Raw genomic sequence first — 19609 nt, 5'->3', positions numbered from 1 at the left:
TAAATATGCAAATTTGTATCAGTATAAATTTGAGTTATACATTGCGCTAACATCTTGTGAAATGTAAATATCTGCCTTCTGCGTTACCCCAACAGGAGCACCAAAAGTTGCCAATAACTATAATTTGGCACACTGAGAAACTATGGGTTGTGCTTCAGTATTTTTACTGCTACATTCTCTAATGAACTAGATTAAAAGCTAGCTCATTAGGGGCAGAGTTGTATAAGCAATCTCTGCAAGTTATCCACGAGACATTTGTCGGAAAAATTTAACGCCCGATCTGGAATAACACTCGACGGTTTTGTAAGAACTACATAACTGACCAAAAAAGGTGGAAGGATGAACATTTCGCCACTTCTAAGCTCATAGTTTACATTTCATCCTTTAGCTAACTTTTATCAATCAGAGGTTTCTGCAATGGTTATTGATTTATTGAGCCGCAAAAAGACTCACTTTGTCTTGTGGCGTCCCAATTATTTAGCGACAGCTCCCTCTCTTTACATTGGCAGCAGCAATCCCGAAGATTCCAGTCAAATAAATAAAATAGGAGAATTTCCGCTTCATCAATCTCCCGAATTCCCAGAACTGTGGGAAGTTTCACCGCAAGAGTGTGGACTCAAAGAAAGACAAGTTTACTTTTACTGGTTTAAAGTCCGCAACACAGAACCTTATGACCCCGCCAATGCTAGCCAAATTCTTTATTGCACCGATCCCACAGCTACAACTGTAGATCGGCGGAAATCTGCACCTACACCGTCAGAACCAGGGGGAGTTGCTAGCTTTGATCCCGCAAGCGTGGTGCTATATCAAAATGGAACGCTGATTCCTTGCGATCCCGAAGGACAAACTGTGAATTGGGAAGGCGATACCTCTTTAGATACGCTACCAACCAATAATCGTTTGGTGATCTATGAATTACCTACTCGTTGGACAAAAATTAGTTCCAATGGATCGATTGAAGAAGGAAATGGTACATTTCGCGACGTTTTAGCACTGTTGATCCCAGAAGCGATCGCTCCTACATTTCCGGCAATTCGGACTTTAAATAACCGTGCTCATCTTGTGGAACTAGGAGTCAATGCTTTGGAACTCCTACCGCCTGAAGATAGTGATGATAATTTGAATTGGGGTTACGGTACTGCAAATTATTTTGCAGCAGATTTCGACTTAGGACGCCCAGATAGTCAGTCAGCACCTACAGCTTCAACTGATTTAGCTAACCTGATTAAGGCTTGCCATCAACATGGTTTGCGGTTTTTTATCGACATTGTGATGGCATTCTCGCGAAATAATCCTTACCATAACGTTAATTTTTTGGATTTTTACCTCAAATGGGGTAGTGGCGATCCAGAGCAAGGTAATAGAGATGGCTTTGGTGGAGATTTATTTAAGTACAACTATTGGGTGGAGGGTTATCACCCAATTACCGGGCAAAAATCGTGGTTTGTGCCGGCTCGTGAATACTTGAAGGCCCATATAGCTCACTGGTTGGAATATTACCGGGTTGATGGTTTGCGGTTGGATAGTGTAAACAATGTTGCCAATTACGACTTTTTGCAAGAGTTTAAGGACTTTGCCCGCACCTTATGGGATAAAAGGGGAGGAACAGGCGATCGCTTCCTTGTAGTTGGAGAAGAGTTAAGTGTACCTTTATCTCTGGTGCATCAAAATCGATTAGATGGACTTTGGAACGAAAAATTCAAGCAAATTATCCGCCAGGTAATTTTAGGTAAAAATGCCTGGGATGAACCTAGCTTTGAATGGAGTGTCCGCAAACTCATTGATTGCCGGAACTTAGGCTTTACAGATGGTTCTCAAGCTGTGAATTACCTAACTTCCCATGATGTTGGTGGTTATGGTAACGAACGTTTCTTTAATTACTTGGCTAGTAATGGCATTAATAATACTGAACCACGCATTAAGCTAGCCTTTGTCTGCTTACTAACTGCTGTAGGCATTCCCATGATTCTCGCTGGAGACGAATTCGCCGATCAGCAGGATTTGGGACTCACTGACGAACATGGTAGCCATAAACAAATTGACCCAGTTAACTACAGCCGTGTGAAAGACGATTGGCGACAACGCATTTTCCAATATGTTGCTAGGTTGGTTCACTTGCGCAAATCTTCTGATGCTTTAGCTGTGAATGATACTCAGTTTATTCATAGCGACTTCAATGACGGCAAACGAGTTCTAGTTTGGCAGCGTGGCAATCAAGCCGATAATTTAGTAGTTGTGGTGGCAAATTTCTCTGACTACGGCACTCCTTGGGGTTATGAATACAAAGTTCCTAATTGGCCTGCAACCCCATCTGGTAAGCAGTGGAAAGAAATTACTCAAGAACGAATAGTGCCATCAGAATGGGTAGGTAGAGAAGGAATCTTCCCTTGGGAAGCTAAAGTTTACACACTTGTTTAATCTTCAACCAAGCTGGGACACATAAACATGGCTTTGCTGATTGTGAGGATCGGCAAAGCCATTCTTTTTAGTAGAAACAACTCAGAAAGCGATCGCCACTTTAAATTTGACTTTCCACCCCCCATCCTCAACGCGGTAAAATCGCAAGAGCGCAAATTTAAGCTATGCATCGAGTGTGAAAACTGACAGCATTTTTTATCGTCTTTTTCGAGAATTCCCAGAGATATTTTTTGAATTAATTGGCAACCCATCCCAAACTGCGGAGGCTTATCAATTCTCCTCGATCGAAATTAAGCAAACTGCATTTCGTATAGATGGTGTGTTTCTGCCTACACATGGAGAAAAAAACCCAATTTACTTTGTCGAAGTCCAATTTCAACCCGACACAGAAATCTACTCACGCTTATTTTCCGAAATTTTTTTATACCTGCGTCAAAATCAACCGAAGAATTCCTGGCAAGGAGTAGTGATTTTTCCCACGCGCAGTCTAGACATATCAGATATCAATAATTACAGCGAATTATTTACTAGTCAGCGTGTTACTCGTATTTATCTTGATGAATTAGGTGAAACAGCATCGCTACCAGTTGGTATTGCTACGATTAAATTAATAGTCGAAGATGAAGATACAGCAATTCTCACTGCCAGGGAGCTAATCGACAGAAGCCAACAAGAAATTAATACAGAATCAAAACAACGGCAGTTATTAGAATTGATAGAGACAATCTTGGTTTATAAGTTTCCGACTATGAGTCGAGAGGAAATAGAAGGTATGTTTGGTTTAAGTGAGTTGAAGCAGACAAGAGTCTATCAAGAAGCTAAACAAGAAGGCAAGCAAGAAGGCTTGAAAGAAGGCAAGCAAGAAGGACGCTTGGAAGCCAAATTAGAAGCTGTAAGTCGACTTTTAGCTTTGGGTTTGACAATAGAACAAATATCACAAGTTTTAGATTTGGAAATTGAGCAAGTTGAACAAGCTGCTCAATTGAGAGGAGATTGAGAATATTTTTGCTTTGAATTATTTGATGCTAGTCCGGGATGTCTATGTCAGCTCAACAAAATAAGTCGATTGTATTGCAAATGTACAACTCCTTCGATCAAGGCAATTTAGACAAAGTGCAGGAATTTCTTGCCCCAAATTTTGTTGCTCACATACCAGGTGCTAGCGAACTGCTGAATCGTGAAGCGTTCATGCAATCTGTACTGATGACTTTTCGTTCTGCCTTTCCTGATGGGATGCACCGATTTGAAGATGTAATTGCTGAGGATGATAAAGTCGTGACGCGCGGCACTTTTAGCGGTACTCATCGTGGAGAATTACAAGGTATTCCTCCCACAGGTAAGCAAATTACCATCCCATTTTTTCATATCGATCGCATCGTAGATAGTAAACTCGTGGAACACTGGGGTCAAAGTGACTTGCTAGGCTTGATGCAACAAGTGGGAATCATTCCAATACCAGGGCCAGGTTTGATTGTGCGAAAATTATATTTGGCGGTAAGCGAAGCTATGCCGTTCGCGCAGCGTCTCCGCTAGGAGAAGGCTTATCGCTTCAATTACAAGTAAATTCAATCAAGACGCATCTTGATTAAAGAAATATTATTAATTTTGCATTTTGAATTCTTTGTATGCTTACTCTATCTCCTAGTCTAAAAGCTAGACTCTCCCAACCCCTAAAAATTGGATCGTTTGAAGTCAACAGCCGGGTTTTGCAGTCGCCTTTATCTGGGGTGACGGATATGGTGTTTCGCCGTTTGGTACGTCGCTATGCACCAGAGTCGATGATGTACACAGAAATGGTGAATGCTACGGGGTTGCACTATGTTAAAGAGTTGCCGAAAATCATGGAGGTAGACCCCAATGAACGACCAATTAGCATCCAGTTATTTGATTGTCGTCCAGATTTTTTGGCAGAAGCAGCAGTGAAAGCGGTTGCGGAAGGTGCTGATACTGTTGATATCAATATGGGGTGTCCAGTAAATAAGATTACCAAAAATGGTGGTGGATCTTCGCTATTACGTCAACCAGAAGTTGCAGAAGCCATTGTTCGGGAAGTGGTGAAGGCTGTTGATGTACCAGTAACCGTAAAAACCCGTATTGGTTGGAACGACAAAGAAATTACTATCCTCGATTTTGCCAAGCGGATGGAAGATGCAGGGGCAAAAATGATCACTGTGCATGGGCGCACACGTGCTCAAGGGTACAATGGTAATGCTCGCTGGGAATGGATTGCTCGTGTAAAAGAAGTACTTTCTATCCCAGTGATTGGTAATGGGGATATTTTCTCAGTTGAGGCAGCGGTGAAATGTTTAGAGCAGACTGGCGCTGACGGGGTAATGTGTTCTCGAGGGACTTTGGGTTATCCGTTTTTGGTGGGAGAAGTTGATTACTTCTTAAAAACTGGGGAACTGTTACCGCCACCAACTCCCATTCAGCGGTTGGAATGCGCCAGAGAACATTTACAGGCTTTATGGGAATATAAAGGCGATCGCGGTGTACGTCAAGCCCGTAAGCATATGACTTGGTACGCTAAAGGGTTTGTAGGTGCTGCTGATTTGCGGGGACAGCTAAGTTTAGTAGAAACTGTCAATCAAGGTTTAGATTTGATTGATCGAGCAATTGAAAAATTAGCTAATGGTTATGAACTTGAAGTAGATACAGAATCGAACTTTGCTTTGATTTAATAGCCATCTAATTTTGGTAATTGGATTTTATTTATTCCACGTTTATAACTAACGGCAGTATACCCTTGCTTTTTGACTAGCTAGTTTCCAATAATGTAAAATCCCACCTATATAAGAGGTGGGATGAATTTAATTTATCTAAACTGTTGTTATTGACGACGAGGACTATATCCTTCCGCTTCTAATTTCTTAATAGCTCTTGCAGCAGCTTCTTTTCCGTACCTTATCCCAATTGCGGCTGATTCCCTCGAAAGTTGGGGGAGAACCGTAAGTGTTTTTTGACCTAATGGTGTTTGATAAAATGCAATAATTTGTTTTATCTCATCATTAGTAAAGTATTTATTATAAATAGGAATGAAATCATTGATCATTTCCTCGGGTTTTAGCTCTGCTAGGAAAGTATCCCAAAATTTTTGCGGTACTTGAGGATATTCCCCTTTTAAAGCAACAAACATTTGATTGATAACTTGTCGTGAAAGATTTCTTGCACCAGTTATTTCTAATAATTTCTTGATGTTATTGATTTTGTCTGGATCTTGAGCAGTTGTACTTGGTGTAGTTCTAGTATTAGGAGTTTGGGCAAAAGCAACTCCGTTAACAGTAGTTACTATTGAAATAGCAATTGCCGAGATCAAAAGTTTGATTTTCATATTATTTATTTGGGTAAAGTTATTAATAGAAAAATCTTGAATATTTTTGCAATAAAGAGATATTTATATGTTCTACTTAAAAAAGTTGTATGTCAATATAACTATAGCAGTTGTATATAATTTGTAAAATCTGCTGTGTCTACTCCAGTTTGGCTTACTTGGCTTTGCGGTTAGTTAAAAAATAAGATTTATAACTCAGCCATAGATATCCTTTAGTGAAAGACCAAAACATAAACAAGCATATATTGAATTAAAAAACAGAACCCAAGAAATACATTATTAATGTTGAGTTCGCTGTTTTGTATCCAACCTATACTGATGTGATTAAGCAAACACAAATCGAATATCTGTTGTCAGACTTGTTGAGTTTAAACCTTCTTTTTTGAGGACGGCAATCAATTCTGTTCCCAGGGCGAACGCATCTTATGTCTCCCTTGGCCTCCTCATTTCCCTTATCCCCCACCCTACGGTAAGCTGCCTTTGGTGCGTTTAAATCTCCCCAATCTCCTCTATGCTAAAGATTTGAGAACTTTGAGGCTTGTGAGACTCAAATCTTGACAACCAGTAATCAAGCCACCTGTTGCTTGGATGTATCGCAAGTATTCAATAGCAGGTTTGGTAATTAATTCTCCAGGCATTAATACAGGTATTCCTGGGGGATAGGGACAGACAATTTCTGCACAGATGCGATCGCTCGTTTCTTCCAGAGGTAAAGTTTCTGTAGGGGTAAAAAAAGCCTCGCGGGGAGAAATTCGCACAGAATTAGCCAATTTAAAAATATTATCCCAGAAAATTAACTCCTTTTTTTCTGGTGGCAGTGGGTTTATCTGAGCCAAGGTAGTAATACCCTGAACCAACTGCTCAATATCCGCTTGGGTATTGCCGAGACTAATAATAAATGTGAGATGTTGCAGTGACGAGAATTCAGCCGTAACGCCGAGTTTTTCATCTAAGATTTCCTCGGCAGCAAATCCTGTTAAGCCTAAGCTAGAAACGGTGACAGTGAGGCGAGTTTGATCTAAAGCTGCAAAGCCAGGTGATTTCGTTTGGGAAATATCTAAAACTGATACTCCGGAAATTTGGCTAATTCTACTTCTGGCTGCATCTGCGAGTTGCAAACTACGAGAAATTAGCTGTTTACCATGCAATGCCATTTGCTGACGTGCCGCATCGAGGGAAGCTAAAAGTACATAACTGGGGCTGGTAGACTGGACTAATTGCAAAGCTTGAGTTACACGGTCAATGTCTATCCGGTTTCCTTGAACGTGTAGCATGGAAGCTTGCGTCATTGCGCTCAGAGTTTTGTGGATGGATTGTACAGTTAAATCTGCACCTGCGGCTAAGGCTGGGGTAGGTAATTCGGCATGAAAAGCAAAGTGTGCGCCGTGGGCTTCATCCACGAGTAAAGGGATATTGTATTGATGGGTAATTTGGGCGATCGCTTCCAATTCTCCACAAACGCCGTAATATGTTGGGTAAACTGCGAACACAGCTTTCGCATCAGGATGCTGTTGTAGTGCACATTGTACGGCAGTGGGTGTAATACTATGAGCAATATCTAAAACTGGGTCATATTCAGGATTGAGAAAAATTGGCATTGCACCAGAGAGAATTAAACCGGCGATCGCAGAGGAATGCACATTTCGCGGCAGAATAATTTTATCGCCTGTGCCACAAGTAGCGAGAATAGCTGCCTCAATTCCACAGGTAGAACCATTAACCAAAAACCATGTTTGTAATGCACCAAAAGCATCAGCTGCTAGTTGTTGCGCTTGGAGAATCACACCTTGGGGTGCAAACAGATTATCTAAATCTGCTAACTCTGTTAAATCAGCGCCAAATACAGCTTTACCCAGCAAATCAGCCAAAGGTTGAGCAATTCCCTTTCCCCGCTTATGTCCGGGAGTGTAAAAAGGAGCGTGGGGACGTGTTGCACAGGCTTTTAAAGCGTCTATTAATGGCGTTTGATTTTGATTGAGCATTTTGGAGAAAAAAACCGCAGAGAATATAGATGTTTGCCATTAACCTGTGAATCGTCTGTCTAGATTCGCCTGTGTTCCAGACCGTTCTCTACCTGGTCTTACCCAAGCAATGTCTTGATGAGAATCAAACGTCATTTGTGCATCTCGCTCTGCGTCACTTTGAAATCCACCGCGAGTTGAAAATCCAACGTTATTCCGAGGACTCGTAAACATATGGTAGACAATAACCGCCGCTGTTCTAGTCAAGAGATACTGCTGTGCAAGTAAGTCTGCACCTCGCGCATCTCCAACAATAAAGCTTTGATTTTGTTCTAGTGCACGATCAATCAAAAAGCGGTAGTGCAAATCAAATTCCGCCTGAGTTAAGTCAAGATGCCCACTGATAAAATTGACAATATACTCGTCTGCCATACGGATATTATACGAGCAATCATTTGATTACATACATGATGGCGATCGCTTCAGAAAAAAGTGAGTCAGTTAACAATTCAAGGTGCGTTGTGCTCTGCAACAACAGACGCTACTAATTGTTAGAGATTTCTATAGAATTACTATTGCTGTATACATGAGCATCGTTGGAAACGATCGCATCATAGAATTCCTGATTGTGTAAATCTTTGAAACCCTGAGTTTATCTCATAGCAGCAAGCTGTTCTGCGCTTTCCCAATGAGCGATCGCAGTGACTTTAATACCATCATCGCTCTTGAGTAATTTAGCACAAATGAATCCAGATTGATGTTTGACAATGATCTGGTTGGGGAATAAAAATAGTTTTAGAGATGCAGAATTCCCTATCTGTACAAATGAATTGTATTGAGTCAAGCATCCCCATTACTCTATTTGTAGAGCAACGCTCAATCAATCTCAATCACAATTTTGCCAAAGTGAGCACCACTTTTGAGGTAATGGTATGCTGCTTTGGCTTCCGAAAATGGAAAAACTCGATCAATAACTGGCTGCAATTTATACTCTTGGATTGCGTGATTCATCGCCTCAAACATTTTGCGACTGCCTACATAAATGCCTTGAAGTGTTACGCTCTTGAAGAGTATTGGCATGGGGTCAATCACATTTCCTCTACCTGATAGCACACCGATCAAACTCACACGTCCTCCAACCCGGACTGCTTGTAGCGATTGGGGTAGAGTACCTGTACCACCTACTTCCACCACATGATCTACACCTGTGCGATTAGTCAGTTCGTAGACTTTCTTTTCCCAATCTGGCGTTAATTTATAATTAATTGTCTCGTCTGCACCTAAATTTTTAGCTCGTGCCAATTTCTCATCACTGCTGGAAGTGAGTATCACTCTAGCACCGTATAACTTAGCAAACAAAAGCGCAAAAGTAGATACTCCTCCTGTACCGAGCAATAATACACTGTTACCCTCAGTAATATTGCCTTTACTCACCAGCGCGTGCCAAGCTGTAACTGCTGCACAAGGCAAAGTTGCACCTTGGACATAAGATAGATGGTCAGGTAATATTACTAACCCATCTTGGTGTAAAACAACATACTCAGCGAGCATCCCATCGATACCACCGCCTAAATCTGATTTCATGGACTCTCTAGTTAAAGAGCCAGCAATCCAGTCTTGAAAGAAAATACTAGCTACGCGATCGCCTACTTTCACTCGTGTGACACCTTCTCCCACAGCCACCACTTCCCCCGCACCGTCAGACAGAGGAATCAGGGGATATTTTACTCCCGAACCATAGGCTCCCTCAGCAACCAGCAAGTCACGGTAATTAAGGGATGTGGCTCTGACTCGAATTAAAACTTGTCCAGAATTAAGTTGAGGTTCAGGGCGATCGATTAACGATAATGCATCAATTCCGCCATTACTTTGAAGTTGGTAAGCCTTCATAAAATTTCTCCTGGGCGAAAATAACAAAAGTTTTTTGAAATATTTATAAGTAGGTGTCAAGGCAGAGGGCAGACGGCAGAAGCCAGAAGGTGAGTCACTGCGGTGGACGGGTTCCCCGACTTGAGGTGACTGGCGTCAAGTGACGTTAGCGCAGCGTAAAGCCTACGGCATAGCTTCGCTTAGAGCGAGGTACGAGCGTCACCCGAAGGGGAAGAGGGTTTTAGTTAACTTTACTTTTTGTTACATAGTTCTGTTTTTTGCCTTCCTACTTAGTATTTACCAAAATATTTTTCCCTGCTATTGAGTACGTTAATTTTTGCAGGTCGATGCAACTCAATTGCAGGTCGATGCAATTCAATTGCAGATCGATACAATTCAATTGCATGTCGATGCAATTCGATTGCAGGTCGATACAATTCGATTGCATGTCGATACAATTGAATTGCATGTCGATACAATTCAATTGCATGTCGATACAATTCAATTGCATGTCGATGCAATTCGATTGCATGTCGATACAATTCGATTGCAGTCCGATGCAATTCGATTGCAGGGGGAAACGCACCTCTTATAACTAGACTTCTTGCAGAAGTCGGTAAAAGGGAAAGGGGAAAAGGGGAAAGGAACTCAAAACCCTTTCCCTTTAACCTTTTCCCTTTCCCCCTCTTGCAAAAATATATTTTTGCAAGAGGTCTACTGTATTTGTTGCACTCTTGTTGAAAATTAATTTTGCCTATCGCCAATCATCAAGTGCAAAAACATCTGGGCGATTATATCCTGGTTCATTAGGTCTATGCATTGCCACGCCTATGCTTTGACTACGATAACCACGAGCGAGCATTCTGCGGTAAGCTTCGTCACGACTGGTATTGACTCCAGCAACTAACTTTGACATTCCTTCGGTTGCAGTCAAGTGTTCACATATATCTAATAACTGCTCAAAACGTTCCCCAGCATTAGTTCCCGATCGCACTACTCCAAACTTGACAAAGCAAGTGTTACTACCTGCTTCCGTACCTGCGCCGTAGTGACAAACTGCAAATCCTACCAAGCCGATATCATCCCAAAACAAAACTGTATCGCCCAGCGCTTGCTGTTGAACTGTCAGAATTTCCCTGGTTAAATCCAGTCCTTCATAAATGGCATCAGTGAGTTGGTAACTGGCTTTGAGAGATTCCGCACGTTCATCTTTATTTAATTGGGAATATCTCATTCCTTGCGATATTACCTGAGATGGCTGCACTGACTTTGCCATGATGGAAGTCAGAAAACGTAAATGGAAACCAAATTTTTGATAGAGTGCATGATGCTTGGGACTGGTAGCAAAGGTGTGTAGTCCAGCTAACCGAGTATGCCATTGTGTAAAACAAGCGATCGCAGGTTCTATGAGTTGTTGACCAACTTTTTGCTGCCAAAAATCAGGATGAACAGTTAACGGGCCAAAATACCCAAAACTTCCCCAATTTATCACCAAGTTAGAACCGATTAATTTTCCATCCGCCTCAGCCGCAAATGCTGCATTTGGATCGGTGTGCCAACGGTGATGGATATATGCAGCATCCCCAGCAAACTGAGTTGGTTCTGGTAGTCCCACAAAAGTACCAAATGCCAACCGAAAAATGTGGTCAGCTTCTGCTAATTCATTCGCTTGTAATAAACGGATAGAAATGTTCATTTCGATGCCAAAAGTTGTGCTGTTGCTTTTAATAATTCTTCCAGATCAACAGGTTTAGCTAAATGCATCTCAAACCCGGCTGCAAGCGCCTTTTTTTGGTTAAGTTCACCTGCATACGCAGTCAGAGCGATCGCAGGAATTTTCCCACCCTTTTCTGGTGGCATAGCACGAATTAAACGTATGAACATATAGCCATCTATTCCAGGCATTCCAATATCGCTTAATAGTAAATCTGGGGGAGATTTTGCTATGATCTCTAAGCCTTCGCCGACTGAAGTTACTGCCGTTACAGATGCTCCTAAATCTTCGAGCATCACAGTCAGCAATTCATCTGTATCGATATCATCATCTACAACTAAAATCCGTAGCCCTGCTAAGTTAAAAGAATTATGACAGTCCATACTATCTTGATTTATTTTTGCTAGTTCGGACATCAATGGTAATTTGACAGTAAATGTTGCTCCCATATCTTCTCCCTGGCTTTGGACTTGGACAGATCCACCATGCAGTTCTGTCAGATGACGCACAATAGCTAGTCCCAATCCCAAACCACCAAATTGTCGATTGCTTTTGCCATCAGCTTGGCGAAAATATTCAAATACGTGGGGCAGAAATTCTGAGCTAATTCCCTTGCCATTATCTTGAACATGAATTACTGCGTAACTGTCTACTTGTTCTAACCGCACTTTTATCTGTCCTCCTGATGGAGTAAATTTGACTGCGTTAGAAAGTAGATTCCAAACTATTTGTTGAAGACGCGCTACATCTCCGGAAACCAGCCCTATATTGTGAGCAAATGAGGTGTTAATTTGAATATTTTTTGCTTCCAATGCTAAATGCATAGTCTCCAACGCCGCTTCAATAGTGTTAACTAAATTGACAGGTTGGATATTTAAAACCATTTTTCCTTGCTGAATACGAGAGACATCTAACAAGTCTTCAATTAGTTGAATTTGTAACTTGGCATTGCGCTCGATAGTTTCTATTCCCCGCAGCAGTTTTTCTCCCTGAAATTTGGGGGACTTTAGTAACGTTGCCCAACCTAAAATCGGATTGAGTGGAGTACGCAATTCATGAGAAAGGACTGCGAGAAATTCATCCTTAAGTCGGTTTGCAGTTTCAGCTTCAGTGCGTGCAGCTTGCTCTCGTGCTAGTATTTGTTCTCGCTCTGCTTCTGCTTGTTTGCGCTCGGTGATGTTTCTAAAAAAGATGCCTAGTCCATCTACAGATGGGTAAGCGTGGATTTCAAACCACTTATTGTAAGGTTCGTAGAATGCTTCAAAGTGGACAGGTATCCCCTCAGTCGATGCTCGACGATATTCTTTCTCAAACTCTGTATCTTTAGTAGCTGGCCACTGTTCCCAAAAATTTTTACCAAGGAGCTTTTGTGCTTCAAAGTCTGTAATTTTTGCTGCTTGTTGATTTACGTAAGTAATTTGCCAATCTTGATTAACGGCGATAAAAGCATCACTCATGCTTTCTAGAATATTAGCCAGACTTTGACGCAAAGCTTGCTCGCGGTAGAGCAATTCATCTTTGTCACGATTGGATTCTTCAAGACGAGCATTGATTTCTACAAGTGAATTATTAAGTTGAATAAGTTTTTCTGATAGTTCGGCACGAGCTTGATATTCTCCAAGCCTGACTCTTTCCACAGCTAGCGCTACTTGAATCTTTGCTCTTTCTGTAATTGCAGTTCCCACTAGCAAGCCAACAGCACACTGCACTAGTAAACTCAGCTTGTGAACGTGTAAAACTTCTGGTGGTACAGGAAAGTGAGGCAATAAGATAGCATTAGGATAGGCAACTAGATAAAAGAATAAGGTTACTAGTACGCAGAAACTAGAGATCAGCATCCCACTAGTAACCCCAAAGCGACTTGCTGCCCACAAAACCGGAATAAAGCTCAAAAATGACAATTGTTGGAATCTAAAAGTTTTGGCGTCAGTTTCGGCAACTGTAAGCGCTGCGATCGCTACACAAAGTAGTAGTATGAAGCTAATTTCTACATAGAATCGACGACAATGCTTAAAAGTGGCAGGATGAAGCCGGAAATCTGATGTAGTTGAATTGGGTAACCAGCCCCAAGATTGTAGGAAGGGAGTTAGTACCAGCAGAGCAGTAGGCGTAATTGCCATGACTCCAATAGCATTGCCCAACCACCAATGAGGGATATTTTGAGTCAAGCTATCAGCTGACATTTTCTCTACAGCTACTAAGGCTAAATTACCAACTACAGCTAAGGTAGCCGAGGCTGCTAACGGTACGCTTAATGTAAAAATTGCAGCATCTCGGAGGCTATTAAATTTGAGTGAACCCTGCCAAAAACGACGATAGAGCAACCAAGCAACTAAAGGTTCTATGCCATCGAGTAAACTAATTAGCTGCTCCCAACCATCCAACCCCCAAAACTGCGACATCAGTAATGATGCGATCGCCGTTAGGACGATACCATAGGGACCCAACCAAAAAGTTAGAGCGATCGCCACACCTGATGGGGGAAACCATAAAGATACTCCTGGCTGAATTCGGTAGATCAGGGCCATTTTATGAGCCAAAATTAAGGCTAATAACCCTACTAACGAAACAACAAGCCATCGTCGCATGGGTGCAATAGTATGAGAGCCTGGCACGCGTTGCATAATTGCAGAGTAATTTTAAATTAATAGGGAAGTTTATGCTTCAATAAATGCAGTCGCAATGATTATAAATGGTTTTAACGCCTCCTCTGCTTTATGGCTATATAGAGTTTGATGTTGAAAATCTACCAGATTAAGATAATTTTTTATCAAATATTTTCTGTCTACAAACTTGCTCTGTAATTATTCAATAACTATGTGAGGATTTTGTGAGCAAAGTTGTTCATTTCAAAAGACTTGCTTGCAAATGAGAGATGAATCCCAAATTGCTAGCCACAGTACGTACTCTATTTGAATAATTTATAATTAATATTACTTAATAAATTTCAGGTGGGCATCAACAAAAATTGTTCAGTTCTGACTTTCACGGGTGCAGAACTCACTTAAGTTGCTGAAGAGCCTATAGTATTTGCCTGTGTTGTGTTGCCCTAGAACAAAAGCTGCGTTTAGTTGCAGCCTTGCAATCAAAATATGAAGTCATCGTTATGATAAGAGATTGTGCCAACGGTGCACCTACCATAAAACAAGCAGATAATGGGACAGCGATGGGTAGTACTGGTAATGGCTACCTTTTTTTACTAAACCACAAAAGCACAGAGGAGTTTTCCTAAAAGATTAAGACACTTATTATAGGGTACTTAAATTAGTTATTTTATATTTATTGAAAATCTACAACTATAACTATTTCAAATAGAGCGAAGTATCGATGGAAAAAAGAAGAATTTTGATTGCCACTAAAACATATCCTTCAATTAGTAGAAAGTATAAGGAAACAGTGTGTACAGCCGGAGTTTTACTAGATGAGTTGGAGCAACCACTACAGTGGATTCGTATTTATCCTATCCGCTTCCGTTATTTAGAGACTGAACAACGCTATCCTAGATGGTCTATTATTAGTGCAGAGATCGAGAGAAATCCAAAAGACTACAGAGAAGAAAGCTTTCGAGTTAATGATGAATCTCTAGAGATTGTTCGACAAATTGGTACTGATGATAATTGGGCAGAGAGAAAGTCATTAATTTTACCGCTAGAGTTTAGTTCTATTAGTGAACTTAAGAAACAAGGTAAATCTTTAGGTATTATTAAACCTCAAAAACTTAACAGATACTTTTATAAAACGACTGAGCGAGAATGGAGTCCTAGACAGCAAGCTATTCAGGATCAGCTTGATTTGTTTGAACCTTCGATAGCTCTAGAAAAAATACCTTACCAATTTTGTTATGATTTTATCGCTCAAGATGGAAAACGTCATCAATACTCTATAAATGATTGGGAAATAATGCAACTTTATAGAAATTGCCGAAATAATTCTAAAAAATCAACTCTGGAATTAAGAGAACAAGAAGCATTAGAGAAAGTTCGGCAAAAATTAGTAGATGATTTTTTGGTCAAAAAGGATTTATACTTTATAGTAGGCAATTTAAAAAATCATAAAAATACTTTCATGATTATTGGGTTATTTTACCCACCGAAAGTTAAGTTTGAGCAACTGAGTCTTTTCTAAAATAGTTATACAATTTTAAAATGGATAACTGGCAACAATGTACAAATCACTACATTCTTACATTCGGTTATGGCAATCGGAAGGACTATGAAGAATTCATAGAATACCTTAAAGAATTTAATGTTTCATCCGTTATAGATGTAAGATTTCATCCTCGTGCCTGGAGCCGGAAATGGTATGGAAACGAAATTGAAAAGCTTTGCATTGCTAAAGGTATCAATTACATTTCTCATGTATATTTAGGAAATACTTCTGGCAATGCAAATTGGGAGCCTCCTGATAAAGAGGAGGCGAAAAAATCATTACAAGCAGTTGCAGAAATTGCTCGTACTGGAACTGTTTTGTTGCTATGTGCTGAGAAAGACTGGCATCGGTGCCATCGAGCAGAGGTTGCTCACCAACTAGAAAAGTTAGTACAGCTTCCTATAAAGCATTTAATTTAATTAAATTTTTGAGTAAAGTTTTCTTTAGGGTGAGAGGTAGAGTAGTTACGTAAGTGCCTGCTTATATACAGGTACAAAAAGTTGCTTTGCTAACATGGCGCGATCGCTTAGATTTGATAAGATTGAGCATCGGTTAATACTCTCTCTTACTGATACTCATTTATGCGTCTGTCAGCATTAATCAATATGCCTCGATTTTTAAAGTTAATTGTAAATATAGTAATTTTGGGAGCGTTGTTATTTTGCACCCAGCGAGTTTGGGCGCAAGATTGGCGTCCAGTTCGAGGTGGTATCCCTTTTGGTATCAGTGGAATTGCTTTTATTGAGAAACAAAGCAATTCCCTAGATTTTCTTATTGTTCATGACAATAAAAAACCTAACCAAGGCCGTCTAGCAATTATTCGTATCAAAGCTAAGAATCAACCTGAATATTTTGCATTGAACTGGCCAAGTAAGACAGAACTACCAAATGATTTAGAGGCTTTAACATCTATTCCCGGAACTAAAAATACTTCTTATATAGCCTTAAGTAGTTTAGGAAAAGCTTATTATATTAAATTAGAGTCTGATAAAAAAACTATCTCAGTTATCAAAGAATTTAGTCTACCAGCATTTCCTCAAGGAAGTAATTTTGAGGCATTTTCCCTACAAGATATAGATGGTAAATTAGTTGCTGTCTGGGCGCATCGAGGTGAAGCAGAACAGCCTGCAACGATTTATTGGGGATTGCTGGATTTGACAAAATATCAAATCATTCTTACAAGTTCTGCAAATTTAAAAGTCCCATTTCCTTATGGTAATGTTCGCCATATTTCTGATATAAAAGTAGACCCGGCGGGAGTTGTATTTATTAGCGCAGCCAGTGACCCTGGAGATGATGGACCATTTCAATCAGCTGTATATATTGCTGGTTCTCTAGGATTTCGTAATAACAAAATACTATTCAAGCAAAATCTTCAACTTGTACCGCTTTACCGTTCTGAATACCATAAAATTGAAGGGATAGAACTTGTTCCTGGTGCAAAAGGCGGTTTAATTGTTGGTACTGATGATGAAAATTTTGGTTCTTCTGTGTACATTATGGGTGGAGAATGAAAAACCGCCGATGAATCCAGATAAACGCCGATAAATCATCTGCGTTTATCGGCGGTTAAATACTTACATTTCTACTACACATTAAATCGGAATAACATTACATCGCCTTCTTTGACAATATATTCTTTGCCTTCACTTCTCACTAAGCCTTTTTCTTTCGCAGCATTCATTGAACCAGTTGTTACTAAATCATTATAAGCAACAGTTTCAGCGCGAATAAATCCTCGTTCAAAGTCAGAGTGAATTACACCTGCTGCTTGGGGTGCAGACATTCCTGCGTGAATTGTCCAAGCGCGGGTTTCTTTGGGTCCACTGGTGAAATATGTCCGCAAGCCTAACAAGGTATATGTAGCACGAATCAAAGATTTTAAACCGCCTTCTTCCACACCCAATGATGCGAGAAAATCAGCTTTATCTTCTTCTGCTAATTCTACGAGTTCGGCTTCTACTTGAGCAGAAACTATAACAACTTGAGCATTTTCACCAGATGCAATTTGCCGCACTTTCTCTACAAAATCATTACCCGTTGCTAAGTCATCCTCAGAGACATTGGCGGCGTAAATAATTGGTTTATTTGTCAGCAGTCCTAGTCCTTTGATAATCTCTGCTTCTTCTTCAGTTAAACTCACCTGTCTCACAGATTTACCTTCATTTAAAGCCGCAGCTAATTTTTCTAGAACTGTGACTTCAAATTGTGCGTCTTTACTAGTACGCGCTTGTTTGCGGGTGCGGTCAATTCGGCGCTCAATTTGTGCTAAATCTGATAAACCAAGCTCCAAATTAATGATTTCAATATCTCGTGCTGGGTCAACAGAACCAGCGACGTGAATAATATCATCATTCTCAAAACAACGCACTACATGGACTATGGCATCAACTTCCCGGATGTGGGACAGAAATTGATTACCTAATCCCTCACCTTGGCTTGCACCTTTAACCAAACCGGCAATATCGACAAACTCAACACGCGCTGGGATAATTTGTGCTGAACCGGCAATGTTTGAGAGAACATTTAAGCGCTCATCCGGTACTGCGACAACGCCGACATTCGGTTCAATGGTGCAAAAAGGGAAGTTAGCAGCTTCGGCTTTGGCGTTAGCAACTACAGCATTAAATAAAGTAGATTTTCCGACGTTGGGAAGTCCGACAATTCCGGCTCGTAGCATTTTAGATTTTAGATTTTGGCTTACACTACCAAGATAATTTAAACAGGTTCAGGAATTGTTTGGGGTATTGTTCCTGGAACTGTTTGCGGAATCGGCCCTGGTACAGGCTGGGGAATAGGCGCAGGTACAGGTTCGGGTACAGGCCCCGGTACAGGCTGGGGAATGCTTGGACCTGGTGTAGGTTCAGGACTGGGTAGAGGATTTGGTACAGGATTAGGAATTCCAGGTTCGGGTATAGAAATAGCAGTGGGTTTCATCATGGAAAGTCTAAATTAATTTATCCGACTTTCCCAAGCTAGATGACAACTTAAGCTGCTGACATCTCCCTAATGGCTGTACCTAGACACACATTTCTTGAATAATTTACCGCTATTGCCATCAAAAGCTGTGTGTCTGAGATTTCTAGTCAATGGTGATTTCCGTAATCCCACCGTCACCAAACCTAATTCCGATAGTTTAAATCTTCTAGCCAATGCGTAGACGCAGAGCGGTGTTAGCGCTCGTGAGGGATAAACTGCAAAACTTAACACAATGCCTACTATCAGAAATTAAACAGAAATTTGCGCATTGCTATTGCACATTCAGCCAAAAATCAGCAGTGACAATTTTGCCATTACGATTAAACTGTCCCCAGAGTTTATAATCACCCGGTTTTGGGAAACTAGTTATAAAATGAACCTCTCCAACTGGGGTATCTTTCAACGCATGAGCATGAATATAGTCCGCTTGTGTCAATGGTGATGTCCGTTTAACGATCACTAAATGTCCTCTTTCACCTAAATAAGGTTGCAAATCACTAATCGGTTGCTTAGTAGCAGCATCTTGTAAGTTAAAAATGACATGGACTTCTTGCCCAGCTTTAAGCGTAGGTTGAGAAAGCTTGAGATTAGCCTGAGTATTACCAAAAGTGTTAGTGGTAGAAAAGCCAATTTTTGGTGTATTAGGGGCTTCACCAGGAACTTGTAATTTTAATAGAGAAACTTGTTCGGCTTTCCCTGCTGGTTTATAATCACTGAAAAATGTGTATTTGCCTGGATGGGGAAAATTAGCTTGGACTTCAAAGCGTCCATTTCCTTTGTAAGTAGGATGGATATGATTGAAAGTTTGGAGTCCATCACTAACAAGAATTAGATGCATTAATTGTTCTTGGAATTTATCAAAATTAGCGATCGCTTGACCATTTTTGTCTTGGACATCAATTACTAAAGGTACAGGAACGTTTGTAGCTATCTTTCCTTTAACTGTGAGCTTTGCAATAGCACTAGCAGGTTCGGAAGCTGATTGATATCCATGATGCTCGTGAGTCTGTGATGTGCTGGAATGATTATGATGACCAGCATGATGATTTTCCTGAGCAATAGCAGAATCAGAGGTTGACTTTTGAGTTGATTTAATTTGTGACGCGCAACCTTGAGTTAAGAAGATGGTTGAAGTAATAGCAAATGCAGTAAATAACAGCTTCATTTTTCCTAATTAGTGATTCAAAT

At 40.6% G+C, this 19609-nt stretch carries 17 protein-coding genes; 7 read left to right on the top strand and 10 right to left on the bottom strand.

Annotated elements, in window-relative coordinates:
- The first annotated feature begins 417 nt into the window (after nucleotides 1-417).
- The 4 genes from BV372_RS09990 (at nucleotide 418) to dusB (ending at nucleotide 5099) form a co-directional block, all read left to right on the top strand.
- On the top strand, nucleotides 418-2418 hold the full coding sequence (locus BV372_RS09990) for an alpha-amylase family glycosyl hydrolase (protein WP_086686344.1): 2001 nt from the start codon (nucleotides 418-420) through the stop codon (nucleotides 2416-2418).
- A 175-nt stretch (nucleotides 2419-2593) separates the two neighbouring features.
- Complete coding sequence (locus tag BV372_RS09985) at nucleotides 2594-3415, top strand: Rpn family recombination-promoting nuclease/putative transposase (RefSeq protein WP_086686342.1); 822 nt, start codon at nucleotides 2594-2596, stop codon at nucleotides 3413-3415.
- Between the two features lie 44 nt (nucleotides 3416-3459).
- Nucleotides 3460-3951, top strand: coding sequence for an ester cyclase (locus BV372_RS09980; protein ID WP_086686340.1), 492 nt, complete (start codon nucleotides 3460-3462; stop codon nucleotides 3949-3951).
- 92 nt (nucleotides 3952-4043) lie between these two features.
- Nucleotides 4044-5099 (top strand): tRNA dihydrouridine synthase DusB, encoded by a 1056-nt coding sequence (dusB, locus tag BV372_RS09975; protein ID WP_086686339.1) that lies wholly within the window; start codon nucleotides 4044-4046, stop codon nucleotides 5097-5099.
- A gap of 149 nt (nucleotides 5100-5248) precedes the next feature.
- On the opposite strand, the gene BV372_RS09970 is transcribed toward dusB, so the two are convergent.
- The 7 genes from BV372_RS09970 to BV372_RS09935 all read right to left on the bottom strand — a co-directional run bounded on the left by BV372_RS09970 (nucleotide 5249) and on the right by BV372_RS09935 (nucleotide 13917).
- Nucleotides 5249-5749 (bottom strand): DUF2059 domain-containing protein, encoded by a 501-nt coding sequence (locus tag BV372_RS09970; RefSeq protein WP_086686336.1) that lies wholly within the window; start codon nucleotides 5747-5749, stop codon nucleotides 5249-5251.
- 509 nt (nucleotides 5750-6258) lie between these two features.
- A complete protein-coding gene (locus BV372_RS09965) occupies nucleotides 6259-7731 on the bottom strand; it encodes an aminotransferase class I/II-fold pyridoxal phosphate-dependent enzyme (protein ID WP_086686335.1) in 1473 nt (490 codons plus the stop codon).
- 39 nt (nucleotides 7732-7770) lie between these two features.
- The gene (locus BV372_RS09960) at nucleotides 7771-8142 is read right to left on the bottom strand and encodes a hypothetical protein (protein WP_086686333.1); all 372 of its coding nucleotides are present in this window, start codon (nucleotides 8140-8142) and stop codon (nucleotides 7771-7773) included.
- A 220-nt stretch (nucleotides 8143-8362) separates the two neighbouring features.
- Nucleotides 8363-8554, bottom strand: a complete 192-nt coding sequence (locus tag BV372_RS09955; RefSeq protein ID WP_086686331.1) for a hypothetical protein — start codon at nucleotides 8552-8554, stop codon at nucleotides 8363-8365.
- A 32-nt stretch (nucleotides 8555-8586) separates the two neighbouring features.
- Nucleotides 8587-9600 (bottom strand): NAD(P)-dependent alcohol dehydrogenase, encoded by a 1014-nt coding sequence (locus BV372_RS09950; RefSeq protein ID WP_086686329.1) that lies wholly within the window; start codon nucleotides 9598-9600, stop codon nucleotides 8587-8589.
- A 733-nt stretch (nucleotides 9601-10333) separates the two neighbouring features.
- A complete protein-coding gene (locus tag BV372_RS09940; RefSeq protein ID WP_086686325.1) occupies nucleotides 10334-11275 on the bottom strand; it encodes a GNAT family N-acetyltransferase in 942 nt (313 codons plus the stop codon).
- Nucleotides 11272-13917: an MASE1 domain-containing protein gene (locus BV372_RS09935; RefSeq protein ID WP_086686323.1), complete on the bottom strand. Its 2646-nt coding sequence runs from the start codon at nucleotides 13915-13917 to the stop codon at nucleotides 11272-11274. The genes BV372_RS09940 and BV372_RS09935 overlap by 4 nt, the downstream gene beginning before the upstream one ends.
- Nucleotides 13918-14620: 703 nt before the next feature.
- Between BV372_RS09935 and BV372_RS09930 the strand changes: the two genes are divergently transcribed.
- From BV372_RS09930 to BV372_RS09920, 3 genes are all read left to right on the top strand, one after another.
- Entirely contained in the window at nucleotides 14621-15418 is a 798-nt protein-coding gene (locus BV372_RS09930; protein ID WP_086686321.1) for a hypothetical protein, read from the top strand.
- A 20-nt stretch (nucleotides 15419-15438) separates the two neighbouring features.
- Complete coding sequence (locus tag BV372_RS09925; protein WP_086686319.1) at nucleotides 15439-15861, top strand: DUF488 domain-containing protein; 423 nt, start codon at nucleotides 15439-15441, stop codon at nucleotides 15859-15861.
- Between the two features lie 186 nt (nucleotides 15862-16047).
- Nucleotides 16048-16956, top strand: a complete 909-nt coding sequence (locus BV372_RS09920; protein ID WP_086686317.1) for a hypothetical protein — start codon at nucleotides 16048-16050, stop codon at nucleotides 16954-16956.
- Between the two features lie 74 nt (nucleotides 16957-17030).
- Here the strand turns inward: BV372_RS09920 and ychF are convergent, their stop codons facing one another.
- The 3 genes from ychF to BV372_RS09905 form a co-directional block, all read right to left on the bottom strand.
- A complete protein-coding gene (gene ychF / locus BV372_RS09915; protein WP_086686315.1) occupies nucleotides 17031-18122 on the bottom strand; it encodes a redox-regulated ATPase YchF in 1092 nt (363 codons plus the stop codon).
- 38 nt (nucleotides 18123-18160) lie between these two features.
- Complete coding sequence (locus BV372_RS09910) at nucleotides 18161-18382, bottom strand: hypothetical protein (RefSeq protein WP_086686313.1); 222 nt, start codon at nucleotides 18380-18382, stop codon at nucleotides 18161-18163.
- A 310-nt stretch (nucleotides 18383-18692) separates the two neighbouring features.
- Nucleotides 18693-19586 (bottom strand): hypothetical protein, encoded by an 894-nt coding sequence (locus BV372_RS09905; protein ID WP_086686311.1) that lies wholly within the window; start codon nucleotides 19584-19586, stop codon nucleotides 18693-18695.
- Nucleotides 19587-19609 lie beyond the last annotated feature (23 nt).

The sequence above is a fragment of the Nostoc sp. T09 genome (genome assembly GCF_002154695.1).
Classification (GTDB): Bacteria; Cyanobacteriota; Cyanobacteriia; order Cyanobacteriales; family Nostocaceae; genus Aulosira.
Note: the sequence above shows the minus strand (reverse complement) of the source record. Positions and strands in the feature narration are given on the sequence as shown.